Origin of the sequence: Pseudomonas peli (genome assembly GCF_050563605.1) — a bacterium.
In the GTDB taxonomy this organism is placed as follows: Bacteria; Pseudomonadota; Gammaproteobacteria; order Pseudomonadales; family Pseudomonadaceae; genus Aquipseudomonas; species Aquipseudomonas peli_A.
This window is the reverse complement of sequence record NZ_JBNXUH010000517.1, coordinates 1-224: the sequence shown is the minus strand read 5'-3', so window position 1 is coordinate 224 and position 224 is coordinate 1. Positions and strand designations below refer to the sequence as shown.

General features: G+C 60.8%; 1 protein-coding gene. It reads left to right on the top strand.

All coding sequences use genetic code 11. From position 1 onward, the window contains the following. Positions 1 to 224, top strand: a 224-nt coding sequence (locus ACQ4LH_RS22340; RefSeq protein ID WP_430699041.1) for a hypothetical protein, incomplete at both ends; no start/stop codon positions are given.

Below are 224 nucleotides of genomic sequence, written 5' to 3'. Positions count from 1 at the left end.
AGTTCGTCTCGTGGGCTCGGAGATGTATAAGAGACAGGCTCTGGAAGAAGCCGGCGTGCCGATCATCGGCACCAGCCCTGACGCCATCGACCGCGCCGAAGACCGCGAGCGCTTCCAGCAGATGGTTCAGCGCCTMGGTCTGMGTCAGCCAGCCAACGCCACCGCGCGTAGCGAAGAGGAAGCACTGGCCCACTCAAAGACCTGTCTCGTATACACATATCAGA